General features: G+C 41.6%; 20 protein-coding genes. All 20 read right to left on the bottom strand.

Annotated features, from left to right (window positions below; translation table 11 throughout):
- Positions 1-54: 54 nt before the first annotated feature.
- The 20 genes from M2448_RS05540 to M2448_RS05445 all read right to left on the bottom strand — a co-directional run bounded on the left by M2448_RS05540 (position 55) and on the right by M2448_RS05445 (position 22,295).
- The gene (locus M2448_RS05540) at positions 55-1,320 is read right to left on the bottom strand and encodes an adenylosuccinate synthase (RefSeq protein ID WP_280645500.1); all 1,266 of its coding nucleotides are present in this window, start codon (positions 1,318-1,320) and stop codon (positions 55-57) included.
- Positions 1,317-1,826: a transcriptional repressor gene (locus tag M2448_RS05535; protein ID WP_280645501.1), complete on the bottom strand. Its 510-nt coding sequence runs from the start codon at positions 1,824-1,826 to the stop codon at positions 1,317-1,319. The genes M2448_RS05540 and M2448_RS05535 overlap by 4 nt, the downstream gene beginning before the upstream one ends.
- Positions 1,827-1,964: 138 nt before the next feature.
- The gene (locus M2448_RS05530) at positions 1,965-2,726 is read right to left on the bottom strand and encodes a NigD-like protein (protein WP_280645502.1); all 762 of its coding nucleotides are present in this window, start codon (positions 2,724-2,726) and stop codon (positions 1,965-1,967) included.
- Between the two features lie 142 nt (positions 2,727-2,868).
- On the bottom strand, positions 2,869-3,303 hold the full coding sequence (locus tag M2448_RS05525) for a nucleoside deaminase (protein ID WP_280645576.1): 435 nt from the start codon (positions 3,301-3,303) through the stop codon (positions 2,869-2,871).
- Positions 3,304-3,311: 8 nt separating this feature from the next.
- The gene (locus M2448_RS05520; protein ID WP_280645503.1) at positions 3,312-3,527 is read right to left on the bottom strand and encodes a hypothetical protein; all 216 of its coding nucleotides are present in this window, start codon (positions 3,525-3,527) and stop codon (positions 3,312-3,314) included.
- Positions 3,528-3,568: 41 nt separating this feature from the next.
- On the bottom strand, positions 3,569-4,684 hold the full coding sequence (dinB, locus tag M2448_RS05515) for a DNA polymerase IV (protein ID WP_280645577.1): 1,116 nt from the start codon (positions 4,682-4,684) through the stop codon (positions 3,569-3,571).
- A gap of 457 nt (positions 4,685-5,141) precedes the next feature.
- Complete coding sequence (locus M2448_RS05510) at positions 5,142-5,618, bottom strand: hypothetical protein (protein WP_280645504.1); 477 nt, start codon at positions 5,616-5,618, stop codon at positions 5,142-5,144.
- Positions 5,618-6,445 carry a glutamate racemase gene (murI, locus tag M2448_RS05505; protein WP_280645505.1) on the bottom strand — a complete coding sequence of 276 codons (828 nt, stop codon included), beginning with the start codon at positions 6,443-6,445 and terminating at the stop codon, positions 5,618-5,620. Before murI ends, M2448_RS05510 begins: the two co-directional genes overlap by 1 nt.
- Positions 6,446-6,511: 66 nt before the next feature.
- A complete protein-coding gene (locus tag M2448_RS05500; protein ID WP_280645506.1) occupies positions 6,512-7,033 on the bottom strand; it encodes an OmpH family outer membrane protein in 522 nt (173 codons plus the stop codon).
- Positions 7,034-7,230: 197 nt separating this feature from the next.
- Positions 7,231-10,146: a translation initiation factor IF-2 gene (gene infB, locus M2448_RS05495; protein ID WP_280645507.1), complete on the bottom strand. Its 2,916-nt coding sequence runs from the start codon at positions 10,144-10,146 to the stop codon at positions 7,231-7,233.
- A gap of 115 nt (positions 10,147-10,261) precedes the next feature.
- Complete coding sequence (gene nusA, locus M2448_RS05490) at positions 10,262-11,524, bottom strand: transcription termination factor NusA (RefSeq protein ID WP_280645508.1); 1,263 nt, start codon at positions 11,522-11,524, stop codon at positions 10,262-10,264.
- A gap of 5 nt (positions 11,525-11,529) precedes the next feature.
- Entirely contained in the window at positions 11,530-11,997 is a 468-nt protein-coding gene (rimP, locus tag M2448_RS05485) for a ribosome assembly cofactor RimP (RefSeq protein ID WP_280645578.1), read from the bottom strand.
- Positions 11,998-12,142: 145 nt separating this feature from the next.
- Positions 12,143-14,392, bottom strand: a complete 2,250-nt coding sequence (locus M2448_RS05480) for a RelA/SpoT family protein (RefSeq protein WP_280645509.1) — start codon at positions 14,390-14,392, stop codon at positions 12,143-12,145.
- A gap of 96 nt (positions 14,393-14,488) precedes the next feature.
- Positions 14,489-16,447: a LysM peptidoglycan-binding domain-containing protein gene (locus tag M2448_RS05475; RefSeq protein WP_280645510.1), complete on the bottom strand. Its 1,959-nt coding sequence runs from the start codon at positions 16,445-16,447 to the stop codon at positions 14,489-14,491.
- Between the two features lie 57 nt (positions 16,448-16,504).
- On the bottom strand, positions 16,505-17,215 hold the full coding sequence (locus tag M2448_RS05470) for a DUF5683 domain-containing protein (protein ID WP_280645511.1): 711 nt from the start codon (positions 17,213-17,215) through the stop codon (positions 16,505-16,507).
- Positions 17,216-17,241: 26 nt separating this feature from the next.
- Positions 17,242-18,150: a ParB/RepB/Spo0J family partition protein gene (locus M2448_RS05465; protein WP_280645512.1), complete on the bottom strand. Its 909-nt coding sequence runs from the start codon at positions 18,148-18,150 to the stop codon at positions 17,242-17,244.
- 35 nt (positions 18,151-18,185) lie between these two features.
- The gene (locus M2448_RS05460; protein WP_280645513.1) at positions 18,186-18,950 is read right to left on the bottom strand and encodes an AAA family ATPase; all 765 of its coding nucleotides are present in this window, start codon (positions 18,948-18,950) and stop codon (positions 18,186-18,188) included.
- Between the two features lie 139 nt (positions 18,951-19,089).
- The gene (locus M2448_RS05455) at positions 19,090-20,250 is read right to left on the bottom strand and encodes a glycosyltransferase (protein ID WP_280645514.1); all 1,161 of its coding nucleotides are present in this window, start codon (positions 20,248-20,250) and stop codon (positions 19,090-19,092) included.
- An 18-nt stretch (positions 20,251-20,268) separates the two neighbouring features.
- The gene (hemH, locus tag M2448_RS05450; protein WP_280645515.1) at positions 20,269-21,228 is read right to left on the bottom strand and encodes a ferrochelatase; all 960 of its coding nucleotides are present in this window, start codon (positions 21,226-21,228) and stop codon (positions 20,269-20,271) included.
- 92 nt (positions 21,229-21,320) lie between these two features.
- On the bottom strand, positions 21,321-22,295 hold the full coding sequence (locus M2448_RS05445; protein ID WP_280645516.1) for a type I phosphomannose isomerase catalytic subunit: 975 nt from the start codon (positions 22,293-22,295) through the stop codon (positions 21,321-21,323).
- Positions 22,296-22,337 lie beyond the last annotated feature (42 nt).

The following is a 22,337-nucleotide window of genomic DNA, read 5'->3' as shown; positions in this document are numbered from 1 at the left end:
AACAAAAAATGTGCCGATTTTGTTAATTGGCACATTCTATATTCCCAAAAATTGTTATTTCCTTACAATCGTCTGATCTCTGTCAGGCCCTATGGATACGATACTGATAGGAACTCCCAGCTCTTTTTCGAGGAAGGAGACATATCCCTTAAATTCTTCAGGGAATTCGTCTTCCCTGCGCATCGTTGTCATATCTGTCTGCCAGCCCTTCATGTCTATATATATGGGCTTAATGTTTTCATCTGCCTCGAAAGGAAAATCGGTAGTCTTTTGTCCGTCGATCTCGTATGCTACACAAGCTCTGATAGTCTCGAATGTGTCGAGCACATCGCTTTTCATCATTATCAACTGAGTAACTCCGTTTACCATTATTGCATAACGTAAAGCAACGAGATCTATCCAGCCGCAACGCCGCGGACGGCCCGTTACCGATCCGAATTCGAATCCGAATTTGCGTAATTTATCACCTGTTTCGTCAAACAGTTCAGTAGGGAAAGGGCCACTACCTACACGCGTACAGTATGCCTTAAAGATTCCGTACACCTCTCCTATTTCGCGTGGAGCTATTCCCAATCCTGTACAAGCACCTGCACTAATGGTATTGGATGATGTGACAAACGGATATGAACCGAAGTCTATATCGAGCATTGTACCCTGTGCGCCTTCGGCAAGTATCTTCTTATCGTTTCGTACAGCATTGTTGATATAATGCTCACTGTCGATAAATGTAAACTCCTTGAGTTTGGCTATACCTGCAAACCATTCTTTCTCGATGGTTTCCAGTTCTTTTGTATCGAATCCGTATTGCTCCAGTATTCGCAAATGCTTTTTCTTTGCAATATCGTACTTTACTTCAAAATTATGTAGAATGTCACCGACGCGCAATCCGTTGCGGCTCACCTTATCGGTATAAGTAGGGCCTATTCCTTTTCCGGTAGTACCTATTTTGGAGTCCCCTTTTGCCGATTCGTAACAAGCATCGAGTAAACGATGTGTAGGCAGGATCAGATGTGCTTTTTTTGAGATCAGCAATCGCTGAGTCAGATTGTGTCCTGAGGCTTCCAAAGATTCTATCTCACCTTTGAACAAGGCCGGATCGAGTACAACACCATTGCCTATTATATTTATCTTATTGCCCTGAAAGATTCCGGACGGCACCGAACGAAGGACATACTTTTTACCTTCGAACTCGAGGGTATGTCCGGCATTAGGTCCTCCCTGGAAACGCGCAACCACTTCGTACTCGGGTGTAAGTACATCTACTATTTTACCTTTTCCTTCATCACCCCATTGCAAACCAAGCAATACGTCTACTTTCATTTCTTTTTGATACGTGTGTTTTTATTCTCTGTTATCTTACTTTTCTTTTCTTCGGCTTTCTTTGCCCGCATACATTTATTGCATATACCATAGATGTACATGCTGTAGTAGCTTATCTTGAAGCGCTGCAATTTTTTTTGCTGTGCCGGCGTGAAAAGATTACCGTTCTTATGCTCTTTTACCTCACCGCAACTCAGACAGATCAGATGATCGTGGTTCTCGTTGCCGTAAGCCCGTTCGTATTGTGATACATTTGCTCCAAACTGATGTTTTACGACCAAACCGCAATCCAGTAACAATTCTATTGTATTGTAAAGGGTAGCGCGGCTGACCCTGAAACTGGAATCTTTCATGGAGTTGTATAGTGAGTCCATATCGAAATGTCCTTTCGAGGAGTAGATATGTTCCAAAATAGCGTATCGTTCAGGTGTTTTGCGGTGTTTATGCAGATTCAGATAATCTGTAAATTCACTCTTCACCTGATCTTTCAGTTTAATATTGTCCATGTATACTATATAAAATCCGGTATGAACAAAAATACATCTTTTTTAAAGAATATAAGACAGTATAACAGAAGAAATTGGTAAAAAAGAAAAAGAGAACTCTCCCGAGCTCTCTTTTTCGAAAGGAAATCAAAAAGAATATTAATAAATATTCAGGTTAGTTATATCGTTAGCTGACGGTATCACATTCTTTGCAGGCGTTGCACCTGTACCATCCAGCTTATATTCCACTTTCTTACTTTGAGTTGATCCGTCAAAGTCTTTCCACACAATATTGAAGGTGACCTTATCTTTTCCTGCTACCTCATACGGAGCCAGATCGAAACAAACATAACCTTCCGCCCCATAATATTCGGGATCGCCATTCTGATTGTGACGGAACTCCAGATTCACCTCGTCTTCTCCTATTCCTTTTTCCGATTCAGCCGAGACAAGGTTTAGCATGTGAGCTTCCTTATTTCCTGCATTGTAACCGAAATACACATTCAGATATCCACCGCTTTCCCAAATAGAATGTACCTTGATAGGATTATAGCCAATACTGTCTTGTCCTTTCTTATCGTCTGCGGCAATGTAAATTGCTCCTTTAGTCAGTACGTCAATATATCCGTTCAACTTTATGTAATGGTCGTATTCACCTTGCTTGTCAGACAATATTGTATAATTTATAATTGCTCTTGCATATTTTGGCTTCAAGTTCAATCCTGCCGGAGCTGCTACCCATAGCTTCTCACCGCTATCGAGTGTAAAATCATACGTATTGTCTCCTATCTTGTTAACTGACACAAGGTCTTCCCAATAATCGCCCAGAGAATAATCGTCATCGTCGCTACACGATGTCAACCCCAGAGCTAAAGCTGAAGATAAGATCAGTACTGAAAATAATTTTATGTACTTTTTCATCTCTTTTTATAACTTTCTTCTTTAAACAATTAGGTTGAGTAACCGGTTCTCTATAGGTAGATGCAAAAATGTGCTCCGGCGTTGCATTGGGAGCTCAAAATAAATGTTAAGATTTTTGTCGGATGATCAAAAGTCCGGTTGCTTACCGCCTTTTACGGAAGAATTCTTTCAACAGTTCAGCACTTTCGTCTGCCAGTATTCCTCTGATTATTGTAGTTTTAGGATGAAGTATATTGGGGGAGAACATCGAGTATCCTTTTTTTTCATCAGTGGCACCATATACAATCTTCGATACCTGCGACCAAAGCAGCCCGCCTGCACACATCGGGCATGGCTCCAGAGTTACATACAGTGTACAATCATTGAGATACTTCCCTCCCAGTACATTTGCGGCGGCGGTAATAGCCTGCATCTCGGCATGTGCCGTTACATCGTTAAGTGTCTCGGTAAGGTTGTGAGCGCGGGCAATGATGCGTCCTTTGCATACTACTACTGCGCCAATAGGCACCTCGCCCTTGTCGAAAGCCATACGGGCTTCGCTCAGCGCCTGCCGCATATAATATTCATCGTTCAGAATATTTGTAGTCATCGGCGCATCTCGTTTTCACCAAAGAGTGTAGGATAGTCCTGTTCCAGATTCTTCAAAACATGAGCAATAATAGTCTCCCTGCACCAGCGCGAACGGTTTTCAATCTTATACTTCTTCATATAAGAAGCTATAAGCGCATACTCTTCTTCGTTGAGCGAAAAGAGCAAATGCTTGGTGCGGTTGCTGTGTACTCCTCTTTTTTTAGGTTTCATTACAGCAAAAGTAAGCACTTATCCCAATATCTGAAAGTATTTTACTCAGAATATTCTTTCCGGTCTTCATCCTTATCTGCTTCTCCATCAAAATCGATACGTAGTTGAATGGCATCGAACCAACCGGCTTCATCTTCGTTATTTTTCAGCCCCAATCCGATAAGCCTCACTTTGGGCGAAAGGTCTACGGCTTTCAACAGTTCAAATCCCGCCTGATAGAATGCATCATAATCCGTCACAGCCACAGGAAATGTCCTACTACGGGTAATAATTTTGAAGTCCGCATACTTTATCTTCAATGACACTGTTCGCCCTTTAAATTTCCGTTTATTAATATAGGCAAAGGCATCTTTTGCTACAGTATCGAGTTCTATTGCGAGTTCGTCAAGATCATCGATATCTCTGTCGAAAGTAGTTTCCGAACTGACCGATTTGCGTATGCGGTGCGATTCAACAGGGCGCTCATCTATAGCGCGTGCATTCTGATAATAGATATGACCGGCTTTTCCGAAATGAGAAACAAGTTCGTGCTCCGTCCTCTGCTTTAAGTCCCACCCTGTTTTAATTCCGATCTGGTGCATATATTTAGCTGTTACCTTGCCCACTCCGAAAAATCGTTCTATAGGGAGTGATTCCACAAACTGCTCGGCCATCTTCGGTTTCACGATGAACAGTCCGTTAGGCTTATTTTGATCGGATGCTATCTTAGCCAGAAATTTATTGAAAGAAACTCCTGCCGAAGCTGTAAGATTAGTAGCCTCAAATATCTTTTGTTTTATCTCCTGCGCAATCTGTGTGGCAGAGGGGATATTCTTATTATTTTCTGTCACATCCAGAAAAGCTTCATCCAGAGATAGCGGTTCTACCAATTCGGTATATTCGTGAAATATCTCCATTATCTGCCTCGATACGGATTTATACACATCGAAACGAGTCGGCACAAATATAAGATGTGGACATTTGCGTAATGCAGTCTTGGAAGCCATCGCCGAACGTACTCCGTAGCGGCGCGCCTCATAACTGGCTGCAGCAACTACTCCACGAGGTCCTGCATAACCCACAGCAAGAGGCTTACCCCGATATTCGGGGTTGTCGCGTTGCTCTATTGAGGCATAAAACGCGTCCATATCTATGTGGATTATCTTACGCATGGCTATATACAGTTAACAGTGATCAGTCAACAGTCAGCAACAAAAAGTAACAAAGGTAACGCATCTGTATCACTTTTGTATCTATTATTTTTTGTCACTGACCGAAAAATCCGGCAACTTAGTAACTGTTTAAATTTGATAGATAAAGTTATTGAAAAAAATGCAGGATATATAACAGTTTTAGGGCAAACGCATAAAAAATATTGAATCATATTTGGAGGCTCGTAGGGGCGAATACCTTCTGCCCGAAATAGGTAAAGTCTGCGGGCGGAAAATATTCCGCCTCTACAACAGTTTTGACTAAAGTCATATTTTACCAAACAATCATATCACGACTTAAAAGTCGTGGCAACTCTGCAAAACTATTATTGCTTCATTGTATATACAAGAAAATCTATTCCAAAGCAATAGATTTATGAAAATATTGGCAGATTACTTTTCTTTTGTAGAAAAATTAACTTCGTTATTGTTCCTTTATATAATTTTCCAGAGGAATAATAATCTCTGTAGTAAATCTATTAACAATTCTTTTTCTCTCAGATAAAGACATTTCCCTTTCATATCTCCATCCTTCTGATTGATGAAATACAGCACGTATAGCAAGTTCTGTCTGCTCTCTATCTTGGGGCTCTTTTTCATTAGAATCTCCTATAAAAGAGACATAATACATCTCTTGCGGACCAGAATCAAAGTAGAACATTCTACTATCTAAGAAATCGTATCCCCTTTGAGACCAAGAATCAAATTCTTTCCAGTTTTCCGGAATTAGATATTGAGGATTTTTGGAATAAAGAGAATCTATACTCCGTTCAACTTTCCGTTTTGAAGTATTAAAAACATGCGATTCAAATCCTCCTAAAGTACCTGCACTAAAAACACATCCTGAAAGAATGCTTATTAAGAATATGGTAAATAATAACAGGGCTATCAGCTTTTTCATCATTCAATGATTATCCGTTCAACTTCAACGTTTTTATTTAAGAAAATTGTAGCAGCTTCGGAAAACTTTTGCGGTGACTCGGTGGTAAAATAATGCGTAGTTCCATTTTTAGTACACACATTATCCATTTCGGGATGACGACGCAGATAATCTTTCAGGCTACGCGCAACATACTCACCTTGCGGCAGAGCCGTTACTCCGGCTGGCAAAAATAATTTTATCTTATTTAATAGCAGCGGGTAATGCGTACACCCCAGTATAAGCGTGTCAATCAATGGGTCTTGTGCCAAAATATGATCAAGATGTTTTTTTACAAAATAATCAGCGCCCTCACTTTCCGCTTCATTATTTTCTACAAGAGGCGCCCACATCGGGCAAGCCTCGCTTGTTACCTGTATATTGGGATAAAGTTTATTTATTTCTATCGGGTACGATTGTGACTGAATAGTACCTGTTGTACCCAAAACTCCCACATGACGGGTCTTTGTAATATCTCCGATAATTTCTGCTGTGGGACGGATAACACCCAATACCCGTTTATCTGGATTTATCAGGGGCAGGTCTTTTTGCTGGATAGTGCGGAGAGCTTTTGCCGAAGCAGTATTACATGCAAGGATAACCAGATTGCACCCCATATCGAAGAGTGCTTCTACTGCCTGTCTGGTAAATTCGTACACTACATCGAACGAACGCGATCCGTAAGGCGCACGCGAATTATCACCGAGATAACGATAATCATATTCGGGCATCAGGGATTGTATTTCCGACAAAATAGTCAGACCACCATATCCTGAGTCAAAAACACCTATAGGTCCGGGTTTAAGCATTTTACATTTATACAGAAAATGCTTCCGTATTCAGAAGCATTTTTATTTCAAAAATTTATGTTTCTTTTATCTCACTCCTAATTTTTGCTTCACCAGTGCCGTAGCATCGGTAGCATCGGGCGTAACAAAGGCTATGGCCGGATTGGCTAGGTCATATATGCAGATAAATCCGCGCTCTACTCCTACCTGATAAATGGCTTCTTTTACTTTCTGGCGCAATGGTACGATCAATTCTTTTTCCTGATTGCTGATGTCGTCCTGAGCTACCTTCATAAAGTTATTTATCTGACGTTCGAGTTCATAAAGCTCCTGCATACGGCGAAGGCGGACATTATCAGCCATTGAGTTCTGATAGGACACGAAATCGGAATATTTTTTATTATAATCGTTCTGCATAACCTGCAGTTCAGCCTTATATTTATTATTCAGGTCGTTGATGCTTTTACTCGCAGCGACTTTGTCAGGTATGGCTTCCAGCAATTCGTTAGAATTAACAAATGCTATCTGCTGAGCAGTCTGTGCTGTTATGCTATCTGCATACAGGACAGAAAATATAAATAGAACCGATAAGATTAATTTTTTCATCATGACAACTGCTGTTTTGTAGTAAGGGCAATTTAAAATCTGACGAAGAAACGAGAGTTAACCTTCAAACCTGTTGATAGTTGTGTGTTTCGGTGGTATGGTTAGTACCACCGACTTTCAAGGCAAGATTGCTTGTCAACAACTATCAATTGGTTTTCTTTAGGTTATATTGGGAACAAAGATACGTATAATATTTTATATTACAACGTTTTCTTTATTTCTATTTCTTCAAATGGTTCAATTACGTCACCTACCTTTATATCATTATAGTTATGAATATTCAGACCACATTCGTATCCGGCAGCAACTTCTTTCACATCGTCTTTGAAACGCTTGAGTGAGCCAAGCTCTCCCGAATAGATCACAATACCATCGCGAATAAGGCGTATCTTGTTAGCTCTTTTAAGCTTACCTTCTTTAACCATACATCCGGCAACAGTACCCACTTTTGTAATCTTGAACACTTCGCGTACTTCTACATATCCGGTCTGTACCTCTTTTATCTCTGGAGACAACATACCTTCCATCGCAGATTTTACTTCCTCTATGGCATCGTAGATAATAGAGTAAAGCCTGATTTCTACACCGTCTTTTTCTGCTGCCCTACGAGCCGCTTGCGACGGACGCACCTGGAATCCGATTATAATGGCATCCGATGCTGCTGCCAGCACAATATCCGATTCGGAAATCTGACCTACTGCCTTGTGTATCACATTTACCTGAATTTCTTCGGTCGACAGTCTGATCAAAGAGTCGGCCAATGCCTCTACCGAGCCATCCACGTCTCCTTTCACAATTACGTTCAACTGCTGGAAATTGCCGATCGCTATACGACGGCCAATATCATCGAGTGTAAGTATTTTCTGTGTACGAAGTCCTTGTTCACGCTGCAACTGCTCGCGTTTAGTCGCAATATCACGAGCTTCCTGCTCTGTTTCCAGCACATGGAATACATCTCCTGCCTGAGGTGCACCATTCAGCCCAAGCACCAATGCTGGAGCAGATGGCGCTGCTTCTTCTATATTCACATTACGCTCGTTGAACATCGCTTTTACACGCCCGTAGTAAGTACCTGCCAAAAGGATATCTCCTTTTTTGAGGGTACCGTTTTCTACAAGCACTGTGGAAAGGTAACCACGTCCTTTGTCGAGAGACGACTCTATCACCGAACCTGTTGCACGCCTGTTAGGGTTTGCTTTCAGATCAAGCAATTCTGCTTCGAGCAATACTTTTTCGAGCAATTCGTCTACTCCTACATTTTGTTTTGCAGAGATATCCTGCGACTGGTATTTACCACCCCATTCTTCTACAAGGTAATTCATACCTGCAAGAGTCTCTTTTATCTTTTCCGGATTTGCACCCTGTTTATCTATCTTATTAATAGCAAAAACAATAGGTACACCTGCCGCAGAAGCATGGTTGATAGCTTCCACTGTCTGAGGCATCACATTATCGTCTGCTGCAACTATAATAATAGCAATATCCGTTACTTTAGCACCACGTGCACGCATCGCCGTAAAGGCTTCGTGTCCCGGTGTATCGAGGAATGTGATACGGCGACCCGATTTCAGCTTCACATTATATGCTCCGATATGCTGGGTGATACCTCCGGCCTCACCGGCAATCACATTTGTCTGACGAATATTATCGAGTAGTGATGTTTTACCATGGTCGACATGCCCCATCACCGTAACGATAGGCGCGCGAGATTCCAGATCTTCTTCTCTGTCTTCTTCTTCATTGATGGCTTCAACTACCTCTGCACTTACATATTCGGTCTTAAATCCAAATTCTTCAGCTACAATATTAATAGTTTCAGCATCGAGTCTCTGGTTGATGGATACCATAATACCGATGCTCATACATGTAGATATTACTTTCACCACAGGTACGTTCATCATATTGGCCAGATCGTTAGCCGTAACAAATTCTGTTATTTTCAGAATTTTGCTTTCTTGTTCCTGTTGTTCCAGCTCCTCCTGCTGTCTTTGGGAAACGGCATCTCTCTTCTCTCTTCTGTATTTGGCACCCTTGTTCTTTCCGCCTTTTCCGGTCAGACGTGCCAATGTTTCTTTTATTTGCTTCTGAACGTCTTCTTCGTTCACAGCCTGCTTGATAACAGGCTTACGCAGATTATGTCTCGAGCGGTCTCCACTCTGGTGTTGGCCTCCGCCACCCTGAGGTACGCCTTTCTCAATATCTACTTTGCCTTTTTTGATGCGGTTACGTTTTTTCTTGTTCGCATCGTCATTATCTTCTGCGGCTTTACGTTTCTTAGCTTCTTCGTCCGTTTCTTTCTTCAATAGACGGACTGTATTATCTTTAACCTTTTTCTGGTCTTGTTGTTCTTTCTCAAGGCGTTCTTTTCTTTTTTCGGCCTTTGTTTTTTTGGCAGGACGGGTCTTATCGTTTATCGAACTAAGATCGATAGTACCTTTCACTACAATATTCGATTTTATCGTAGCCTTGTTTAGCCTGAACACATCGTCCGATCCGGTTCCTTCGCCTACCTCCGGTTTCTCGGCAGCAACCGAGCCTTCCGCTTCTTCTTCCTTTTCCTTTATCAACACAGGTTCTGATTTTTCTTCTTGCTTTACGGGCTCAGGCTGTGGCTTTGGTTCGGGTTGCGGCTCAACTTCTGCTACCGGCTCGGCTTTTGGTTCTGCTTTAGGGGCAACTTCCGGCTGCGGTGTGGGTTCAGCTTGCGCTACAGGTTCGGGCTTTTCTTCCTTCACCTCCTCTTTTTTCACCTCTACTTTCTTAGGCCTGTTCAAAGCATCCAAATCGATTTTATCTACTACCTGAAAGTGTGGTTTTATAGATTCGGGTACTTCTGTTTTTATTTCGTGAGTTTTTTCTTCTGGTTTTGCCGGCTCTACCTGCTCCGGCTTAGAGTTGGCGGCTTCTTTCTCTCTTTCTTTTTCTTTCTTATTCTGGAAAAAGGCGTCAAGATCGGAAGAATCACCAAATTCGCGCACTAGCAACTCTTGTTGTTCACTGTCGATTTTAGTATTCGGGTTTGATTCCACATCAAAGCCCTTTTTATGTAGGAATTCAACTAAACTGCTGATCCCTACATTCAAATCTTTTGATATTTTTATTAATCTTATAGACATATATTTTCTTTAATTCTAAAAATGAACAGTGAACCGGTGAATATTTTGCCTGAAGTTATTTATCTGCAACGCTGTTCCGGATACAAAAGTATTAAGAAATCAGCGAATAACCAAATCAGGCTTCGTCCTCATCCTCAAATTCAGCACGCAGAATATTCAGTATTTCATCCACTGTATCTTCTTCGAGGTCGGCTTCCTGTATTAACTTATCTCTGTCTGTCGCCAATACGTTCTTGGCTGTTACACAACCAATTTTTTTCAACTGGTCGATCACCCATCCGTCTATTTCGTCACGGAACTCATCCAGATAGATATCTTCCTCGTCGAAATCGTCTATATCGCGATAAACATCGATGGTATAACCGGTCAGCATACTGGCCAGTTTGATATTGAAACCACCTTTACCGATAGCAAGGGAAACTTCTTCGGGACGCAGCAATACTTCGGCGCGACGTTCTTCTTCATTCAGCTTCACTGAAGTGATCTTAGCAGGACTCAAAGCACGCTGAATATAAAGATTGGTGTTCGGTGTATAGTTGATAATATCGATATTTTCGTTACGCAACTCTCTAACGATACCGTGAATACGCGATCCTTTCATACCCACGCAGGCTCCTACAGGGTCGATGCGTTCGTCGTACGACTCTACGGCTACCTTTGCACGTTCGCCGGGTATGCGGGCTATATTCTTTATTGTGATCAACCCATCCATTATTTCAGGCACTTCGATTTCTAATAGTCTTTCCAAGAAGACAGGCGAAGTACGCGACAGGATAATTTTCGGATTGTTATTTTTGTTATCCACTCTTTCTACAACAGCACGTACATGCTCTCCTTTGCGGAAAAAGTCGCTCGGTATCTGTTCTGTTTTAGGCAACAACAGTTCTTCTTTTTCATCATCGAGAAGTAATATTTCTTTCTTCCATATCTGATATACTTCTCCCGAAACTATTTCTCCTACTTTTTCTTTATATCTGGCATATAACCCTTCTTTCTGAAGTTCCAGAATTTTTGAAGTCAGTGTCTGGCGAAGGTTCAAGATAGCACGGCGACCAAAGTCTTCGAAGAAAACCTCATCGGTAACCTCTTCTCCCACTTCGAAGTCTTCGTCTATCTTTCTGGCTTCGGTAAGTGAAATCTCTATATTAGGGTCTTCGAGTTGGTCGTCTTCTACAATAGTACGGTTGCGCCATATCTCGAGGTCTCCTTTATCGGGGTTGATAATTACATCGTAGTTGTCGTTCGATCCGAATAGTTTCGCTATCACATTGCGGAACGAATCTTCAAGAACGCTTATCATTGTCATTCTGTCGATATTCTTCAACTCTTTAAATTCCGAGAATGTATCGATCAGACTAATAACTTCTTTTTTAGCCATAACAGTTATTTAAATCTTATTAAGTATTTTGTATATTTCACTTCATCGAACGCAAATGAAAGGTCTTCTTCCACTGCGACTTTTTTCTTTGCTCCTTCGGGCTTCACCATCTTAGTGATGGTTAGCACAAAGCTGCTTTCGTCCGCAGACTTGAGTATGCCCGATAGTTTTTGCCCCGATTTGGTAAGTGTTTCCACTTCGTTACCTATATTTTTCTTATATTGGCGCGGAATCCTGAATGGGGAAGTAATGCCCACAGAACCCACTTCGAGTTCAAAATCTTCTTTCTCTCTATCCAGTTGTGATTCTATATTGCGGCTTAGCGCAATACAGTCATCTATGCTTACCCCTTCTTCGCTATCTATTTCTACAACGATAATATTTCCGGGCCTTACAGATGCCTCGACAAGGAACATATCTGTCCCCAGCAAGAAGCCTTCTGTAATATTTTTTATTAAATCCTTATCTATCATTATCACCTTTAAGAACAACGAAGAGGAAGCCATAGCCTCCTCTCCCTCTTTTATTCGGATACAAAAGTAATAAAAATATTTTTTTACTCCAAAATTTCAGTCATTAATATACATATAAATATCAATGCACTAACGAAGTTGAAGATCAAAGCCCCTGTTTTCGGTTTACAGCCTTCACACCTTTTATCTTAGCGATGCGGGAACATAATGTCTGCAAATCGTTAACATCGTGAACATAGACAACAATACGGCCTTCAAAAATACCATCGTTCGTTTCTATATTCAGATTCTTTATGTTTAAAGATCCTGCCGTTATCACTTTGGATATATCACTCAGCATCCCCATACGGTCGATACCTGTTACTGTAATAGAAGAAAGGAAAGGAAACTGAGTATAACTGCCCCATTCCAGATTCACGATATGATCGCCATGACTGGCTTTCAGTTTGAGCCCCACAGGGCAATGAATACTATGCACATCTACCTCATTGTCTTCGTTGATGTAACCGAATACTTTATCACCCGGTATCGGGTTGCAACAGGTAGGCATTCTGAAATTTTTACTGAATGAATCTTCTTCGAGGATATATGTTTTCTTCGGGTCGATAGGTTCGTATTCTGTCGGCTTTTCGGCTTTGTCCTTATCTGACTTCTTCACTACATGAAATGCCTGTTTCATATATTTGAGCAGCAGATTATCGGGATTTTGCCGTTTTAGCACCAACAGTTTTTCCAATCTTTGCGGCAGTGCGATATCATTATTTCCGATAGCATAAAAAAGGTCTTCTTTGTTTACCTTCTGATAATAGTCCATCATGCGGTCGATGGCAACAGGTGTCAGTTCCATAGAAGCATCCTTGAAGGTATTGGTGAGTATCTCTTCTCCTTTTTTAACCATCTCGCGCCTGCTTTTCCTCAAGGCATATTCTATTTTGGTACGTGCCTTTGCTGTAGTGATCAACCCCAGCCATTCGGGTTTAGGGTGTTGTGTCTTCGATGTGAGTATCTCGACCTGATCCCCACTATTGAGTTTCTCGCTGAGCGGAACAAGCTTGTGATTTACTTTTGCCCCTATGCAGTGGTCTCCTATATCGGAGTGCAGGTCGTATGCAAAATCGAGTGCTGTAGCTCCCTGTGCCAGCGTGCGTATTTCACCTTTAGGTGTAAATACAAATATTTCCTGTGAGAAAAGATTAAGTTTGATTGTATCCAGAAAGTCCATTGCATTCGGGCTCGGACTTTCCAGTATCTCTTTAATGGTTTTTAGCCATTTATCGAGTTCGGTGTCTTCTTCTATCTTACCTTCTTTATATTTCCAGTGTGCGGCAAAGCCTTTTTCGGCTATATCGTCCATCCGGCGGCTTCTTATCTGTATTTCGATCCATTGCCCGTCGGGGCCCATTACCGTCAGGTGCAATGCCTGATAGCCATTCGATTTGGGGCGGCTCACCCAATCCCTTATCCTGTCGGGGCGAAGTTTGTATATATCTGTAATAACGGAATAAATATCCCAACATCGCTTTTTCTCATCTATGCCGGGTTCGTTCTCAAATATAATGCGGACTGCGAAAATATCGTATATTTCTTCGAAAGGGACTCCTTTAGCCTGCATTTTGTTCCAAATGGAATAAACAGACTTTTCGCGTGCCCTGATCTCATATCTGAATCCCAATTCGTTCAGCTTTTCGATCACAGGTTCGGCAAAATGTGAATATACTCCTGCACGCAGATTGTGAGTAGCGCGCAGCTTTAGTTCTATATCATTATATACTTCCGGATTTTCCCACTTAAAGCTCAATTCTTCCAGTTCCGTCTTTATGGCAAACAGCCCCAAACGATGTGCCAACGGAGCATAGATATACATAGTTTCGCCGGCTATCTTATATTGTTTGGCCGGAGCCATCGAACCCAAGGTACGCATATTGTGGAGGCGGTCGGCTATTTTGACAAGGATCACGCGTATGTCGTCCGACATAGTGAGCAGCAATTTGCGGAAATTCTCTGCCTGAGCAGATACATTCTCACCAAACATTCCACTGGAGATTTTTGTCAGCCCGTCCACAATCTGTGCTATTTTTTCACCAAACAACACCTTTATATCGTCTACGGTGTATTCGGTATCTTCAACCACATCATGCAGCAGTGCCGCACAAATAGAGGTAGAGCCCAGCCCGATCTCGCCGCAGGCAATACGTGCCACCGCTATAGGATGCAGAATGTAGGGTTCGCCCGAACGCCGGCGTGCACCTTTATGCGCCTCTTTTGCTAATAAAAAAGCTTTTGTAATGATGTCGACCTTACGCCTGTGGTTAGTCTTCAGGTAATCGTCGATAAGAGCATTGAATTCCTGCTCAATCAAAAGATCATCTTGAGTATGTGTATCCTCTTTTGCCATAAGTTTTGAGTAAGGAAACAAAAATAGTAAAAATCAATCTTAATAAAGGTAAGTGTCTCTATTAAAATTGATTTTATACTTATAATATTTTTCTATCTACTGATAGGCTGAAAGAATAGCTCTGTGTGCTGTAGCCTCAGCACCGTTGCGCATCACACCGCTTTCGGGCTGATCGGGCAAGATTATCAGCAATCGCTGACCGACTTTAGCCATGCTGGACGAAAGCTTGTTCCACGATATGATTTCTTTTTTCGACACATTGTATCGTGAAGCTATCTGCGTGATGGTTTCTCCGATCTTCACCTTATGGTAGATTATTTTATTATCGTTGCTATTTCTGCGTTCTGCATCAGCATCATCTTCCGAATCGGTAGTGGCTATCCGGACTATAGGAAGTGTAGATTCGTCACGCACTATATTTTTCAGGTAATCGTCTATCAGATCGGCTGTATATGTAGAATCCATCATTACAGTTGGCAACTCAGGCTCAGGCAGATGTACCTGCTCCTGCACTTCTACATATTGTGTCTTCTGTATTTTCAGTTGTTTTCCGGCAATCAGTTTGTTGGATTTAATTCCGTTCCATTTCTTAATCTGGTTTACGGTCACACCATTTTTGCGTGCTATCCCGTTCCATGTATCACCTTTGCGCACCTTGTAGTAAGTTGTTGTTGTTTTAGGCACAGTAACAGTCTTGGTCAATCCCGAAACCGGTGCATCTGATGTGTCTATAGACTCGGTGTTTGATGCTAATTCTACATCTGTCGATACATTTTCTGTTGTTTTAGGAACAGGACGATATATCTTGAGACGCCTGCCAACTGATAATTTACTAGAGGACAATCCATTCCACTTTTTTATCTGGCTACTGGTAACACCGTAGCGACTAGCCAGACGCCCCAGCGTATCACCACGTTTCACCCTGTGTGTGACAACCTTACTGGAAGAGGAGCTTCCTCCACTCACCACATCCAGACCGGCAACTTTACGATGTGTAAGCAACTCATTAGAGCGATAGGCATAGATATTATCTTGTTTATCCAAAAATGCAGATAACTTACTCATAGGCAGATTCAAAGAATATCCTTTGTAATCGCCGGGGATAATATCGTTCTTAAACTGCGGATTAAATTGGCGAAGGTCGTCCATCGAAACTCCTATCACATCCGATATCTGCTGAAAATGCAGGTTCTTATTGATCACCAGAGAATCCATAGATGCCGGATTAGCACACTCGGCAGGACAGATATTATGCTCATCATAATAATTCATAATATATGTAGCAGCAATAAATGCAGGTACATACCCCCTGGTCTCTCTCGGCAGATATGGGTATATAGCCCAATAATCGGTCTGTCCTCCACTACGGCGGATCGCTTTATTTACATTACCCGGTCCGCAGTTATAAGCTGCGATTACCAGATTCCAGTCACCATAGATACCATACAGGTCTTTCAGGTAACGGGCGGCAGCATCCGTCGACTTATGAGGGTCGCGGCGTTCGTCTACAAGGCTGTTCACTTCCAGATCGTACATCTTCCCTGTACTGGCCATGAATTGCCACAATCCTGTTGCTCCTACCCTCGAGCGGGCAATAGGATTGAGCGCCGACTCTATGACCGGCAGGTATTTAAGTTCTAGCGGAAGTCCTTCCTTGTCCAACGCTTCTTCAAACAGCGGAAAATAATATTTTCCCTGACCGAGCATATAGCTCACCTGATTGCGCCTGCGGCCTGCATACATTTCGATATAGTCGCGCACAACCGGATTGAATACCAATTCCATTCTCGTCGGCAATGAGTACAATCGGTTGATATAGACTGAATCGTGAAACGATATAGCACCGTCAAAGTTAGAGCGGCAATCATCCGCATACTTTACATCTTTACTCCATCTTGAAAGGAGTTGGTCGTAGTTGCGTTCCATATCTACCGGATACATGATCGAACGATCTGTTATCGTATCTTTTACAGACATCTGCCTGCGACCGGACTGCCCCGCCACCATAAGTGTGCTACCGAGGAAAAGTCCTGCAAAAATTATTTTTTTCAGCATAAGTGTCTTGTTATGAGATACACAGGATTTTCATTACGAGATAAAAAAACTGCTTACTCAAAAATTTATACTACATTGAAGGCCTACGGCCATTTTAGAATATGAGGTCGGCATCCATACTGCGGGTACGACTCTCAGTGAAAGATCAGGAGACATATCGAAATCGTGCAGCTCAGCGTCAACATAAGCATCGAGCATACACAATGCATAAACTCCTACAGCAACTATTATAGCCAGGTCTCTGTTGCGGCGATAGAAGTCTTTTTTACGCTTCAGTGCCGAAGCAAAACTGTCTCGACCTCCAGGGTAATCATCAACAGCCATACCTACACGCAGATAATTCGTATAACTCGTTCCTGTACCTAATACCAGATCGCTATACGCTTGCTTATAGTCTCCGTACACCCTTCCGTTCCATGTTATAGCATATGTGAGACCTAAAACCCCACCATATATAATAGGCAATTTCCAATATTTACGATTATATATTTGCCCAAGTCCCGGAAAGATAGCAGAATATATGACTGCTTTTTTCGAATCAGGTTTAAATTCAGGTTTGTTAAAAATGATAGAATCCGCTAAAACTATCTTCTTTTCACCTACAACGGGTGAAATGGTATCCAATATTATCCGGTTTTTCTCATCCATGAGTACCGGCTGTACCGTCTCCACACGGGATGAGTCCCGAACAAGAGGTTCCTGTGCGCCTAATGAAAGAAATATTCCTCCTAATATACACAACAGACAAATTATCGACCCTCTCCTCATATATTATATATGAAATATCTTTCTTTTTATTTCTTTAACTGGTCAAATATAGTAATTATTCTTTCCAGTTCTTCTTCCGACCCAAACGGAATACTTATCTTGCCCTTTCCTTTCTCGTTACAGGTTAGCTGCACCTTTGTAGAAAAAAACTTCGACAAGTGGCTTTTTAGCATTTCAAATTCTTGTGGAGTTGCTTTTTTTACACCGGATTTTTTCACAGTCTCTACAGCCTTCTCTTCTTTGAGCAGGTCTTCCAACTTCTCACCCTTTGTTATAGCTCTCACATAGTCTTCTACCTTACGAACAGACAATCCTTCTTCGAGGATAAGTTCGTAAACCTCGAGTTGAGCAGCAGCATCTTCCAACGCTACCAGTGTGCGGGCATGTGCCATGTCTATTTTCTTGTCGCGTATCCCCATCTGTATTTCGGCAGGGAGTTTCAGCAGACGAAGGTAATTTGCTATCGTAGTACGTTTCTTTCCTACACGTTCGCTCAGGCGCTCTTGTGTAAGATTATAGGTTTCTATCAGGTTCTGATATGCCAAAGCGATTTCTATCGAGTTCAGGTCTTCGCGCTGAATGTTTTCGACCAGCGCCATTTCCATCACATTCTCGTCTTCAGCAGTTCTTATATAAGCCGGAATTGTTTTCAGCTCGGCTAGTAAAGAAGCTCTGTAACGGCGTTCTCCGGCAATGATCTGATAAGAATCGTCAGTGACCTTACGTAACGTGATGGGCTGAATAACTCCTATCTGACGAATAGATGTGGCTAGCTCCTGCAACGCCTCCTCATCAAAGATGTGGCGGGGCTGATCGGGGTTAGCCTGTATTTTTGACAGCTCTATTTCGTTGATCGACGATGAGCCTTCAGTTTTCACTTCATCAATGGTAATAAGGGCATCTAACCCCCGTCCTAGAACCATTTTTTTAGCCATATTAATTTTTTATATGTTTAAACAGATCTACAAAGTTACGAATTTTTCTCAATAAGTTCCTGTGCCAGTTGCATATGATTGACAGAACCCTTCGATGCTGCATCGTAAACCAGTACCGGCTGGGCAAAACTTTGTGATTCGCTTAACTTCACATTGCGCTGTATAACAGTGGTGAATACCAAGTCCTGAAAATGGCTTTTTACTTCCTCATATATCTGATTTGCCAGACGCAAACGTGCATCGTACATGGTGAGCAAGAAGCCTTCTATTTCGAGAGCCGGATTCAGCTTATTCTTTATTATCTTTATCGTATTCAGCAATTTACTGATCCCTTCGAGTGCAAAGTATTCGCACTGCACAGGTATAATGATAGAGTCGGCAGCCGTAAGGGCATTTACCGTAATCAGTCCCAATGACGGGGAACAGTCTATCAGTATATAATCATAATCGGGTTTCAATGGTACAAGTACTTCTGCAAGCTGCTTTTCTCTGTTGTCCACATTCAGCATTTCCAATTCGGCCCCGACCAGATTTATATGGGACGGTATTACATCGAGCCGTTCTATTTCGGTTTTCACAATCGCTTCTTTAGGTGAAGCCGAGCCGATAAGACACTCATAAATAGTCTTGTTTACCTTCTTGATATCTATCCCTAATCCGGAAGAAGCGTTTGCCTGAGGGTCGGCATCTACCACCAAGACTTTTTTTTCCAGTGCAGCTAAGGATGCTGCTAAATTGATAGTAGTTGTTGTTTTCCCTACGCCACCCTTTTGGTTGGCAAGTGCAATTATTTTACCCATAAAAATTTACAATAGCTTTTTGAAGACAAATTAAGTAATAAAAAACAGGATTCGAATGTTAAATTTGTGTAACAATGTCTTACTTGTTGAAAAGTTTATGAAATTGTTAATATTTCGTCCTAATATTCTAACAAAGTGATTAATCTAACAATAGTAGTTTATAGACACTCTGAAGCCATCCTTTATAGTCGAAACGCTCTACGGCTTTGTCCAGTTCGGCACTATATCTGACCGATAGCGCCGGATCGTCCAGTACCATCTTCATACCCTGATATACACCTTCGGTACTGTTATCGACCAGAATACCGTATTTACCTCCGTCTACGACGTCACTCGGCCCGCCACAGTTTGTCGTGATTACAGGTGTTTTCAGTGCCATAGATTCAAGTAATACCAATGAGAAACTTTCGCGCTCAGACACACATAAAGACCACTTACTCTGTAATATATACGGAAACGGATTATCTGTACGTCCTTTCAGTGTAATGTTTTCATCCAGACCTTTCAATACAAGTTCATTTTTCATGTACTGGCTATCCATGCCATCGCCTAGTATATAGACATGGAAATCATAACCTTCCGATTTTAACTTTGCTGCTGCATTTAGCAGCCTGTCGGTACGTTTTTCGGGTGAGACACGAGTTATAAGTATAAAATTTGTGCGTCCCTGCGGAAGATCTATAATAGACTCTTTAGACTTCTCTACAACCTTGGACATATCTATGGCGTTGTACAGCACACGTATATCCTGATTTGGCTGTTTTCCGTCATGCAGAACATTTACGTAAGCATTCTTTGCTGCATCGGATACGCAGATCACCTCATCGAAGCGGTCGTAAGACTGTTGTACCCGTTTCAATTGTTTCTTATTCAGCCATACGGAAAGTTTTTCCCTAAAGGAGTGGGCTTCGTACTTTCTTTTATAGATGATGTTATGTATCCACAGTATTTTACGAATACTCATTCTGCTGAAAATACGTGCAAAGAATGTTTCTTTGAAGCATACAATCTCATCGTAGTCGGATTCATCTATTCCTTTCTGACGCGCAAACAAACGGGGAAAGAAGATCATTACATTCTCGTTAATCTTCTTCCAGAAGTAAGATGTGGCATCGGGGTATAAGTACTTTACAGATACGGCTGGCGAAACTTTATTCAACAACACATTCTCATCGGAATGCTCGGGTAGCAACAACGTAACTTCACATTCTTTGGTCACCAGATGATTCAGCAGATCAACCAAAAGAACTTCTGTTCCTCCCATTACAAGGCTGTCGTTAAAAAATAAAATACGCTTCATGTATTCGTGTTGTCGTGTTTATGATATAATCTTGACTACGGCATCTACCCAGTGATCTTCGCTATTGAGACAAGGTACATATGAAAAACGGCTTCCTCCTTCTTTAAGGAATAATTCGCGTGTCTTTATATTGATGTCATATAATGTTTCCAGATTGTCGGCTGCAAATCCAGGTGCAACTACGACTATGTTTCGCAACCCTTCTTCGGCCAGTTCTTTTATTGTTTCGTCCAGATCGGGTTTCAGCCATTTACTACCCATTGCCGAATGGTAAACCTGAGGCATCCTTTTCGTATCCAAGTTTAATTCTTTTAGTACCAAACGGACTGTTTCTTTAGTTTGATATACGTAGTCGAATTCTTTTCCTTTTTTCCATCCTGCTTCCACATGATCTAATGGAAGGCTGTGGAAGGTAAAGACCAGTTTACCGAAATCGTCCTGAATATAGGGTTTTATGCTTGTCACGAGCGATTCTATATAGGCCGGATGATCAAAATAAGGCTCTATAAATTTTAATCTAAACGGATAAGGGCGTTTGAAGAAAACTTTTCCTACATGGTCGATCACCGTCTTATAAGACGACTCTGCATACTGAGGAAACAAGGGGAACACAACAACTTCGTGCAACCTGTCGTTTTTAGCCATCAGACGCTCCAGTGCCAATTGTACGCTGGGTTGTCCGTAACGCATCGCTACCTCTACCGGCATTTCGGTTTGCTTCTCCAACTTTTCTGCTAACTTTTTAGCATGATGCAGCAAGGGTGAATCATCTAAATTTTGATCCCAAATCTGCTCGTAGTGCTTTGTGGAACTAAACTGTCGCAAAGGAATAATAATACCGTTCACCAAGATAGGGCGAAACCAGTCGGGAACAGTCATTACATAGGGGTCTGACAACATGGAACGAATAAAGAACTTAACGTCTTTCCTGTCGCATGTCTTCGGGCTACCTGTATTGACTAATAGTATTCCTCTCATTTTTCAGTTACGAGTTACGAGCTACAAGTTACAAGTTTACGAAATGCTTCGTCTATTTATAACTGCCCATAGGGCGAAGTAACTAACAACCATTACACATAAGTTTCCAGAAGCAAAACACTACCCTCAGGGCTCACACATACACTTTGGGTATCGGCAGGCAACAGGATTGTCTCCCCTTGCTTTACAGACAGGTCATTTCCTTTATCGTCTCTGATAGTACAAGCTCCACCCATACAAATATAGGCTACGAATGAGTCAGTTTCGGAATAGTCTCTTGTTATATCTTTTGTCAGTTCCAGCAGGTTGGTTGTAAAGTATCTGCATGATTCTAACAAAACAGGCTGATTTTCTTTTCGTGTATATGCTGTCTGATAATTATCGTACAATTTGAAGTCGATCGCATCTTTTGCCAGTTCAGTATGCAGTTCGCGGCCGTTACCGTTGGCATCTTTACGGTTGTAGTCGTATATGCGGTATGTTATATTCGATGTCTGTTGTATTTCGGCAATAAATGTTCCGGCTCCGATAGCATGTACACGTCCGGCAGGAAGGAAAAACACATCGCCTTTTTTCACATCGTGTTTTGCCAATGAATCTACGAAAGTGTTGTCTTCGATACTTTTGACATAAGAATCGGGAGTCATTTGCTTTTCAAAACCTGAGTACAGGAATGCTCCGGATGCGGCATTTATTACATACCACATTTCTGTTTTTCCGAACGAGTTATGTCTTTTTTTAGCCAGTTCATCATCGGGATGAACCTGTATAGACAGATTATCGCGGGCATCTATGAATTTGATCAGCAGTGGAAAAGTAGTACCAAATGTCTCAAAATTCTTTTTTCCGACCAATTGCTCTTTATATGTAGCGATTATCTCACTGAGGCTTTTGTCTGCCAGCTCGCCATTGGCTACTACCGACACATTGCCTTCTACACTGGATATTTCCCAACTCTCTCCTACTCCCTCTTGTACAGGAGTGATCCCCTTGAACTTAGATATTTCATTACCTCCCCAAATAATTTCTTTAAGGATTGATTTAAATTTTAACGGATATAACTTCATTTGATCTTTATAAAAATAATATATTGTATTTTTTTAAAACGT

Source organism: Dysgonomonas sp. PF1-14, from assembly GCF_029892965.1.
GTDB lineage: Bacteria > Bacteroidota > Bacteroidia > Bacteroidales > Dysgonomonadaceae > Dysgonomonas.
This window is presented reverse-complemented; position numbering and strand designations above follow the sequence as displayed.